8 protein-coding genes and 1 pseudogene are annotated in these 9,050 nt (G+C 69.5%); 6 read left to right on the plus strand and 3 right to left on the minus strand.

Annotated elements, in window-relative coordinates; all coding sequences use genetic code 11:
• The coding region (locus tag D7X74_RS35570; protein WP_370450842.1) for a type IV pilus biogenesis/stability protein PilW at positions 1 to 607 on the plus strand (607 nt) is incomplete at its 5' end.
• A gap of 19 nt (positions 608 to 626) precedes the next feature.
• Here the strand turns inward: D7X74_RS35570 and D7X74_RS35575 are convergent.
• A complete protein-coding gene (locus D7X74_RS35575; RefSeq protein ID WP_120537441.1) occupies positions 627 to 1,715 on the minus strand; it encodes an SIS domain-containing protein in 1,089 nt (362 codons plus the stop codon).
• Between the two features lie 155 nt (positions 1,716 to 1,870).
• On the opposite strand from D7X74_RS35575, the gene fsa reads away from it, so the two are divergent.
• Complete coding sequence (gene fsa, locus D7X74_RS35580) at positions 1,871 to 2,524, plus strand: fructose-6-phosphate aldolase (RefSeq protein ID WP_120537442.1); 654 nt, start codon at positions 1,871 to 1,873, stop codon at positions 2,522 to 2,524.
• Between the two features lie 99 nt (positions 2,525 to 2,623).
• Here fsa and D7X74_RS35585 read toward each other — a convergent pair whose 3' ends face one another.
• Positions 2,624 to 4,585 (minus strand): hypothetical protein, encoded by a 1,962-nt coding sequence (locus D7X74_RS35585; RefSeq protein ID WP_147446799.1) that lies wholly within the window; start codon positions 4,583 to 4,585, stop codon positions 2,624 to 2,626.
• A 218-nt stretch (positions 4,586 to 4,803) separates the two neighbouring features.
• Here D7X74_RS35585 and D7X74_RS35590 point away from each other — a divergent pair, with 218 nt between their 5' ends.
• The 3 genes from D7X74_RS35590 to D7X74_RS35600 all read left to right on the plus strand — a co-directional run bounded on the left by D7X74_RS35590 (position 4,804) and on the right by D7X74_RS35600 (position 7,907).
• Positions 4,804 to 5,940: an acyl-CoA dehydrogenase family protein gene (locus tag D7X74_RS35590; protein WP_120537444.1), complete on the plus strand. Its 1,137-nt coding sequence runs from the start codon at positions 4,804 to 4,806 to the stop codon at positions 5,938 to 5,940.
• A 161-nt stretch (positions 5,941 to 6,101) separates the two neighbouring features.
• Positions 6,102 to 6,899, plus strand: coding sequence for an electron transfer flavoprotein subunit beta/FixA family protein (locus D7X74_RS35595; protein ID WP_120537445.1), 798 nt, complete (start codon positions 6,102 to 6,104; stop codon positions 6,897 to 6,899).
• A 42-nt stretch (positions 6,900 to 6,941) separates the two neighbouring features.
• Complete coding sequence (locus D7X74_RS35600) at positions 6,942 to 7,907, plus strand: electron transfer flavoprotein subunit alpha/FixB family protein (RefSeq protein WP_120537446.1); 966 nt, start codon at positions 6,942 to 6,944, stop codon at positions 7,905 to 7,907.
• Between the two features lie 107 nt (positions 7,908 to 8,014).
• Here D7X74_RS35600 and D7X74_RS35605 read toward each other — a convergent pair whose 3' ends face one another.
• Positions 8,015 to 8,617 carry a cytochrome c oxidase assembly factor Coa1 family protein gene (locus tag D7X74_RS35605; RefSeq protein ID WP_120537447.1) on the minus strand — a complete coding sequence of 201 codons (603 nt, stop codon included), beginning with the start codon at positions 8,615 to 8,617 and terminating at the stop codon, positions 8,015 to 8,017.
• A gap of 114 nt (positions 8,618 to 8,731) precedes the next feature.
• Between D7X74_RS35605 and D7X74_RS35610 the strand changes: the two are divergent.
• Positions 8,732 to 9,050: pseudogene (locus D7X74_RS35610) on the plus strand (N-acetyltransferase); the annotation flags it as partial.

Here is a 9,050-nt window from a genome sequence, read left to right on the forward strand (position 1 = left end):
GTCCGCGCGCGAGGGCTTCGACGCGCTGGTGGCGGCGCACCCCCAGTCGCCGCGCGTGCCCATGGCCCGCGCGCTGAGCGAGCGCATCGAGGAGACGGTGAAGGCCGGCGGCCGCCAGAAGTGGCTCGCGACGCGCGCCGAGGATCGCCGCGTGCGCCTGTCGCAGGGGCAGGCCCAGGCCGGCGCCCTGCCGTCGGACGCGCCCCGCCCGCTGACGCCGGAGATGGTGGACGCGGTGAAGAACACGGAGCGCACGCCGGAGCTGGAGGCGGGCCTCGCGAAGCTGGTGGACGAGGGCGAGGAGCATCTGGCGCGCGGCCGCTACCAGGAGGCCCTGGCCAACTACACCCGCGTGGTGCCCTTCCAGCCGGAGAACGGGCGCGCGAAGGCGGGCATGGCGTGGGCGTTGGTGGGCCTGGGCCGTCCCATGGGCGCGCGCGTGTGGAGCGTGGCGCTGCAGGGCGACGCGGGCGCGGTGGAGAAGCTGGGTGACACGCTGCTCGCCAAGGGCGACGCCAAGGGCGCCAAGGCCCTCTGGGAGAAGCTGTCCCAGGACGTCCCCAACTATCCGAACAAGGCCGCGCTCCAGGCGAAGCTGTCGCAGTAGGGCCCGGGACGCTGGCGCGTCAGAAGAACTTCGCGGCCAGCAGGTCCTGGACGTCGAGCAGGCCCACCGCGCGGCCCTCGACGTCCACCACGGGGAGCTGATCCACCTTCAGCTCGCGCATCTGCGCGGCGGCGGTGAGCACCAGCGTCTCCGGGGTGATGCAGCGCGGGCGCTTGCCCATCACCTGGCGCACGGGCACCTCGAAGTCCTGGTGCCCCTTCTCCACCAGCCGGCGCAGGTCGCCGTCGGTGAAGATGCCCTCCAGCATCCCGTCCTTGTCCACCACGCACGCGGCGCCCGGCCGGCCCGGCGTGTTGGTCATCACCACCACCGCCTGGGACAGCCGCGCGGTGTCCAGCACCAGCGGGTTGGCGCGGCCGGTGCGCATCAGCTCGAAGACGCGCAGCACGGAGCGCCCCAGCTTCCCGCCCGGGTGCAAGAGCGCGTAGTCGTCCCGTCCGAAGGGCCGCGAGCGCAGGAGCGTCATCGCCAGCGCGTCACCCACCGCGTGCAGCGCGGCGGTGGAGGCCGTGGGGACAAGCCCCATGGGGCACGCCTCTTCGATGCGGCCGATGTCCAGCACCACATCCGCCCCCTTCGCGAGCGCGCTCTCCGCGTCCCCGGTGAGCGCGACGACGGGCGTGCCCATGCGCTTGAACAGGGGCAAGAGCCGCAGCAGCTCCTCCGTGCTGCCGCTGTTGGACAGGGCGAGGATGACGTCGCCCTGGCCCACGCGGCCCAGATCGCCGTGCACGGCCTCCGCAGGGTGCAGGAACACGGAGCGCACGCCGGTGGACGCGAGCGTGGAGGACAGCTTCTGGCCGATGTGGCCCGCCTTCCCCATGCCCGTCACCACCACCTGGCCGGTGCACTCGCGCACCAGGTGCAGCGCGTGGAGGAACGCGTCCCCCAGCCGTTCGGTGACGCCGAGGATGGCGCGCGCCTCCGCCTCCAGCACGCCTCTCGCGTACGCGAGCGTGGCCTCCGCGTCGTCATCCCGGGCGCGGGTGCGCGCGGGCGCTGACGCGGCGGCGGAAGTGGCGGACGCGCGGCCGGGAAGGGCGCGCAGGCGGGGCTTCTTGGCGGTGGAGCGGGGAGCGCGGGCCATGGGCTTTGGGGGCTACCTCTACTCCAGCCTTCGCCCGGGTGGCCATCCTTGACGCATGGGGGGCCATCGGCTACGGCCTGCTCGCCCGGCCGCCCGCGGTCGGAAGAGGCTCTGCCGCACCACCTGCTGCACTACTTCAGGATCGAGGGGACGGAATGAAGTTCTTCATCGACAGCGCGGACGTCGAGGAAATCCGCAAGGCCCACGCGATGGGCTGCGTGGACGGCGTCACCACCAACCCGTCGCTGCTGGCCAAGGTCGGCCGCGGGCTGGAGGAGACCATCCGCGAAATCTGCTCCATCGTGGACGGCCCCATCAGCGCCGAGTGCGTCTCGCTGGAGGCCCCGGAGCTCATCAAGGAGGGGCAGACCCTGGCGAAGATCCACGACAACGTCGTGGTGAAGATTCCCATGGGCGTGGAGGGCATGAAGGCCGTCAAGGCGCTCACCGCCGAAGGCATCCGCACCAACGTCACGCTGTGCTTCTCCGCCAACCAGGCCCTGCTGTGCGCCAAGGCGGGGGCCACGTACGTGTCGCCCTTCGTGGGCCGGCTGGATGACATCTCCCAGGACGGCATGGAGCTCATCGCCCACATCCTGGAGATCTACCAGAACTACGACTTCACCACGCAGGTGCTGGTGGCCAGCGTGCGCAACCCCGTGCACGTGCTCCAGGCCGCGCGCCTGGGCGCGGACGTCGCCACGTTGCCCTACAACGTCATCACCCAGCTGGCGAACCACCCGCTCACCGACAGCGGCATCAAGAAGTTCCTGGCGGACTGGGAGAAGGTCCCCAAGCAGGGCAAGTAGTCCGCTGACTCCACCGCAGGACGCACGACGGCCGCCGGACTCCCTTCACTTCAGGAGCACGGCGGCCGTCCTGTTTCGATGCGCTGTCCGTCCTGGCCGCTACTGCACGGTCAGGTTGCGGTTGACGGTGAGCGAGCTGCGGGTGTTGCCGAAGGTGACGTTCACCCGGCCCGAGGACGCCGCCGTGGCGGCGGTGTTCCCGTTGAGGCGCACGGTGGCGTTGTTGCCGTCCCGGAAGCTGCTGACGGTGTAGCGCCACTGGCACCAGGCCTTGGAGGCCGTCGTCTCCGTGACGGGCTTGTTGATGTTGCAGGGGCCCACGTCCTTGTAGCCCGGCTGTCCGGCGGCGGGCTCCACCTCACGGCGCTCGTGCGAGATGGTCATGCCGTAGGTGCGCGAGTTCAGCGTCGCGTCCTTCTCCGTGACGGTGGCGGTGCCCTTGCTCGTGGTGACGGCCGCGGTGATGTTGGCCGTGTCCGGCGACAGCTGGTTGCCGAAGGGGTCCGACACGCGCACGCTGAAGCTCGTCTCCCCGCCCTTGGGGATGTCGAAGCCCGCCACGCCCGGGTCCGGCGAGAACGTCACGATGGGCGCGCCCACCACGGAGGAGAAGCCCGTGTAGACGATGTGGGTGGAGTGCCACAGCTGCGTGTCGCCATCCCAGCAGCCGTTGGGGCCGTCCCAGACGCCGTTCGGCGCGGCGCGCTGGCCGGTGGCGCAGTTCAACCGCTCCGTGTCGATGAACTTCTCACCGGAGTCGTACAGGCCGTTGTCGTTGGAGTCGACGAAGGGCTCGGGCAGGTCCACGAACCACTCGCCCGGATCCCACTTGCCGTTCTTGTTGCCGTTGGACGCGCCGGAGCCGTCGTAGAAGGACTCCTCGCCGGGGCTGACGGCGATGACGGTGACGAGCATGTCGCGCGGGTTGTTGCCGCCATGGTCCGGCTCGCCCACGAGGGGGCTGACTTCCTTCGGCGGCCAGTCACCGGAGGTGTAGAACTTCGTGGTGACCAGGCCGGGCGCCTGGGTGGTGGGCGCCGTCGACTTGTCCACGCTGCCCGCCTCCGTGTACCAGTTCACCTTCGGGTCGATGACCACCGGGTTGTTGAACCGGTCGCTCAGCTGCGCGCTGCACGTGGTGTTCAGGTCCGAGCGGGGCGGCGTCTCCGACGCGTTGGCCGCCAGGTTGATCTGCGTGCACTGGACCACGAAGTTGTCGTCCGAGGCCCGCGCTCCGCTGATGGAGATGCTCTTGGAGTTGGCCGCCAGCGCCGCGCCGTCCACGGACGCCTGCACGATGGCGAAGCCCACTTCATTGCCCGACTGGAGCGTGGTGCTGACCACGCCCGTGCTGTTGGTCGTGGCGGAGGTCGGCAGCAGGGTGGTGCCGCCCGCGCCCGTCACCGTGAAGTTCACCTTGGTGTTGGGAACGCCCACGCGGTTGAGGTCCACCACCTTGAACGTGACCAGCGTCGACGTGTCGACGTTGGACGACAGGATGCCCAGCTTCTCCTTGGTGCTGGACACGAACGACACCTCCGCGGGGTCGCTCGCCACGGGGCCGGCGTCCGGCGTCCCCGCGTCCGTCTTGGTGCCGCCGTCCGTCCCCGCGTCCGTCTTGGTGCCGCCGTCCGTGCCCGCGTCCGTCTGCGTGCCGGCGGGATTGACGGTGACGCGGGCCGTCTTGGTGATGCCGTCCCAGGTGCCGGAGAGGGTCACGGTGCCGGTGCAGCCCACGTCGCGCGACTTCTCACAGCGGAACGTCGCGGTCGCCTTGCCGTCGACCAGGGTGAACGTCTTGGACTTGGAGCCGCCCGTGGCGGTCTCGGTGTCGACCAGGCCCGCCGCCGTGTCCAGGGAGAGCGACCCCTTGCCAGGGTTGCCGTCCTTGTCGGTCGCGGTGATGGACAGGGTGCTCGTCTGTCCATCGTCGGTGATGGTGGCCGGGTTCGGTGAGATGCGGAGCTCCGCCTCTTGGGGCTCGGGGTCGTCGCCGCCCCCGCAGGCCGTCAGACCGAGCGCCAGCACGAGCGTGCCGGCAAGTTTCAATGATTTGTGCATGTGGGAAACTCCCCTCCAGGGAAACGTCCTTTTAGTGGAAAGGTCCCCTGCTGCACAAACTGGCAGCGGGACGGACGGGGGCCGCCGGGCTTCCTTGGGGACCCCCAGCGGACGGGGAACCTGTCGCTTTATTCACGCCTCGGGACTGGCGGTCCGGCGACGGGAGCGGTATGGCAGGAAGACGCGTTGATATTTGAATCAACCCGAGGATCCGCCCCATGGAATTCCAGCTCACCGAGTCCCAGCGCGCGTTGCAGGATGCCGCTCGCAAGTACGCCCGCGAAGTGGTGCGCCCCAAGGCCGCCCACTACGACGAGACCTCCGAGTTTCCCCGCGACCTCCTGTCCACGGCCTTCGAACTGGGCCTGCTCAACATGGCCATCCCGTCCGAGTACGGCGGAGGGGGCCTGTCGCACCTGGAGCAGGTCATCGTCTGCGAGGAGCTGGCGTGGGGCTGCGCGGGCGTGGCCACGTCCATCATCGCCAACGACCTGGCCAACCTGCCCATCATCCTGCACGGCACGGAGGACCAGAAGAAGCGGCTGCTCTCCGGGTTCGGGCAGAAGCTGAAGTTCAGCTCCTTCTGCCTCACGGAGCCCAGCGCCGGCTCCGACGTGGCGGCCATGAGCACCACCGCGCGCCGCGAGGGTGACGAGTACGTCCTCAACGGCACCAAGTGCTTCATCACCAACGGCGGCTACGCGGATCAGTTCACCGTGTTCGCCACGCTGGACAAGGGCAAGAAGCACAAGGGCATCACCTGCTTCGTCGTGGAGGGCCGGCCCCAGGGCGTCACCACCGGCAAGCACGAGAACAAGATGGGCCAGCGGGCCAGCAACACCGTCACCGTCAACTTCGACGAGGTCCGCGTCCCGGTGGCCAACCGCATCGGTGAGGAGGGCGAGGGCTTCAAGGTGGCCATGGCCACGCTGGACAACAGCCGCCCGCTCACCGCCAGCCTGTCGGTGGGCATCGCCCGCGCGGCGCTGGAGTACTCACTGGAGTACTCGGCTCAGCGCCAGACGTTCGGCAAGCCCATCCGCGAGCACCAGGGCGTGCAGTTCATGCTGGCCGACATGGCCATGAACACCCACGCCGCGCGCCTGCTCACCTGGGAGAGCGCCTGGGTGCTGGATGAAGGACAGCGCAACACCCTGCAGTCCAGCTATGCGAAGTGCTTCGCCGCCGACATGGCCATGAAGGTCGCCACCGACGCCGTCCAGGTCTACGGCGGCTATGGCTACATGAAGGACTATCCGGTGGAGAAGCTGATGCGCGACGCCAAGCTCATCCAGGTCTACGAGGGGACGAGCCAGGTGCAGCGGCTGGTCATCGCGAAGGAACTGTTCAGGTAGAAAAGCAAAACTGCGCGCGGTGGGGCTTTCAAGTTGCCGCCGCGCTGTACGGATGTCTATTACTCCGGCCCTGATGCGCGGCGCGTCAACCTGACGCCGCGTCCCGGTGCCTCAAGCAGCCGATCCCTTTTCAAGCACTCCCCACAGAGGAGAAGCCCGCCGTGAAGATTCTCGTCACCGCCAAGCGCGTGGAAGACCCTGAGTCGAAGATCAAGGTGAAGCCGGACGGCTCGGACATCGTGAAGGAGGGGCTGAAGTACAAGATCAACCCCTTCGACGAAATCGGCGTGGAAGAGGGCCTGCGCCTCGCGGCGAAGCACACCGGCGAGGTGGTGGTGGTCTCCATCGGCGGCAAGGAGGTGCAGGAGCAGCTGCGCCACGCGCTGGCCATGGGCGCCAACCGCGCCGTGTGGGTGAACCACACGGGCCCGCTGGATCAGCTGGGCATCGCGGGCCTGCTCCAGAAGGTCGCGGAGAAGGAGAAGCCGGACATCGTCCTGCTGGGCAAGCAGTCCATCGACGATGACCAGAACCAGGTGGGCCAGTACCTGGCCGAGTTCCTGGGCTGGGGCCAGGCCACGTTCGCCTCCAAGGTGGAGTCGCTGGAGAGCGCCGAGGAGAAGAACAAGCAGCCCGCGGTGGTGCTGTCCGCGGACAAGAAGAGCGTGCAGGTGGTGCGCGAAGTGGACAACGGGCTCGCCACGCTGGAGGTGCAGCTGCCGGCCATCGTGACCACGGACCTGCGCCTGAACCAGCCGCGCTACGCGAGCCTGCCGGGCATCATGAAGGCGAAGAGCAAGCCCATCGAGGAGCTGACGCCGGCCGGGCTGGGCGTGGACGTGGCGCCGAAGATCCAGGTGCTGAAGCTGGCCGCTCCCCCGGCGCGCAAGGCGGGCATCAAGGTGCCGGACGTGGCGGCCCTGGTGGAGAAGCTGCACAACGAGGCGAAGGTCGTCTGACCGCGCATCCCATCCATCCCTGAAGATTCCGGAGACAGACACATGTCCATCGTCCTCATCGTCGCCGAACAGCAGCCGGACGGGAACCTGCGCAAGGCTTCCCTCAACGCCATCGCCGCGGGCAAGCAGCTCGCGGAGAAGTCGGGCGGAGAGCTGCACCTCGTCCTGTTGTCCAAGGACCCCTCGAAGGTCGCCGGGGAGCTGACCGGCACGGGCGCCAAGGCCATCCACACGGCCGCCGCCCCGGAGCTGGAGCACTACCTGGCGGAGGTCTACGCCCCCGTCATCGCTTCGCTCGCGCAGGAGCTGAAGGCCACCTTCATCGGCGCGGCCTCCACGGCGCAGGGCAAGGACCTGCTGCCGCGCGTCGCCGCCCGGCTGAAGGCCGCCATGGCCACCGACATCACCGCCATCAACGGCGGTGGCGCGGACATCACCTTCACGCGCCCCATGTGGGCCGGCAACGTGTTCGCTGAAGTGAAGCTGACCACGCCGGTGCAGGTCGTCAGCATCCGCGCCACGGAGTTCCCGGCCGCCGCCACGGGCCAGGGCGCCGCGGAGGTGAAGTCCTTCCAGCCGAAGCTGGAGGCCAGCAAGACGAAGTTCGTCAGCTTCAACGAGGTGAAGAGCGCGCGCCCGGAGCTGACCGAGGCGAGCGTGGTGGTGTCCGGCGGTCGCGGCACCAAGGGCGACTTCAAGGAAATCGAAGCGCTGGCGGACCTGCTGGGCGCCGCGGTGGGCGCGTCCCGCGCGGTGTGCGACGCGGGCTGGGTGCCCAACGACTACCAGGTCGGGCAGACGGGCAAGGTCGTCGCGCCCAAGCTGTACATCGCCGCGGGCATCAGCGGCGCCATCCAGCATCTGGCCGGCATGAAGAGCTCCAAGACCATCGTCGCCATCAACAAGGACCCGGAGGCGCCCATCTTCCAGGTGGCCGACTACGGCCTCGTGGAGGACCTCTTCAAGGTCCTGCCCGCGCTGCGCGAAGGCATCCAGAAGCTGAAGTAGGCCGCCGCTTCCGAAGCGGACGGTGAAGCAAGCGAAGGGCGCGTCGGGCCGGGAGGACATCCCCGGTCAGCGCGCCCTTCGTGCGTTCCGCGGGTCCTTCGTGCGCCCTACAGGTCGATGTCGCTGTCGCGGCCGGGCTGCTTGTCCGGCGGCGGGAGCGGGGCTGCGGGGGCCCGGGGCTCCACGTCGTCCTCCGGGGCCTCCGGAGGCTCCGGAGCTTCTGGCTCATGGGGGTCCAGGTCTTCGGGCAGCGCGTCCCGAGCGTCGTCGGGCGCCTCCGTATCCAGCAGGTCCACGCGGCCGCCACCCGCGAGCTCCACGTAGAGGGTGCGGAAGGTCCACGACTCGCCGTCCTTGTCGGCCACGGCGTGCAGGGTGCCGTCCGCCTTCGGGCCATCCAGCGGGACGACGAAGGACGCGTGGGTGCGGCCGTTGGTGGTGCTCACCTGGGTGTTGCTGGGGAAGCCCGGCTTGAAGGGGGAGCCCAGGGCCTTCTGCACCTGCGGGTCGTCCTGCGCCTGGGCGAGCGCGTCCGTGTACGCGCCCATGTCCCGGAAGGACGTGTAGCCGTAGCCGATGGCGATGGCGACGAAGCACAGGCAGGAGCCCATCAGGCCCAGGCAGCCCACCGGCACGGCCCACTTCCAGTTCCGGTTCCACCACCCCTGGCGGGGCACGGGCGCGTAGTCACCCTCGGGCATCGTCGGCATGGGCCCTCCTGGCCTTGGCGTCGGGCCGTGTCATAGCTGGTTCCGGACGAAGCCGGGGTGGGGGATGTGTCGCGGAGCCTGTCCCCACGGCGCCTTCATGACAGAGTGTCCGCCATGCCCTCTGGTGGCGTCTCGACGGCCGAGCTCGCGGACCTGCTTGCGGCGCTGCCCTTCGGCCACCGGCTGTGGGTGCGCGGCATGGGGCGGAGCCTCTATCCGCTCCTGCGCAGCGGGGACGCCGTCCGCCTGCTCAGATGCGGCCCGGAGCGGCTGGCGCGCGGGGACGTGGCCCTGGTGCGCAACGGGCCCCGGCTGGCCGCCCAGGTGGTGCTCTCCACGCAGCCCTGGGTGACGGAGCCGCTCCTGGGCGGGCCCCATGCGCCGGGAGGCGAGCTGGTGGGACGGGTCATCGCGCTCAAGCGCGGGAAGATGG

The organism is Corallococcus sp. CA047B, from assembly GCF_003612065.1.
In the GTDB taxonomy this organism is placed as follows: Bacteria; Myxococcota; Myxococcia; order Myxococcales; family Myxococcaceae; genus Corallococcus; species Corallococcus praedator.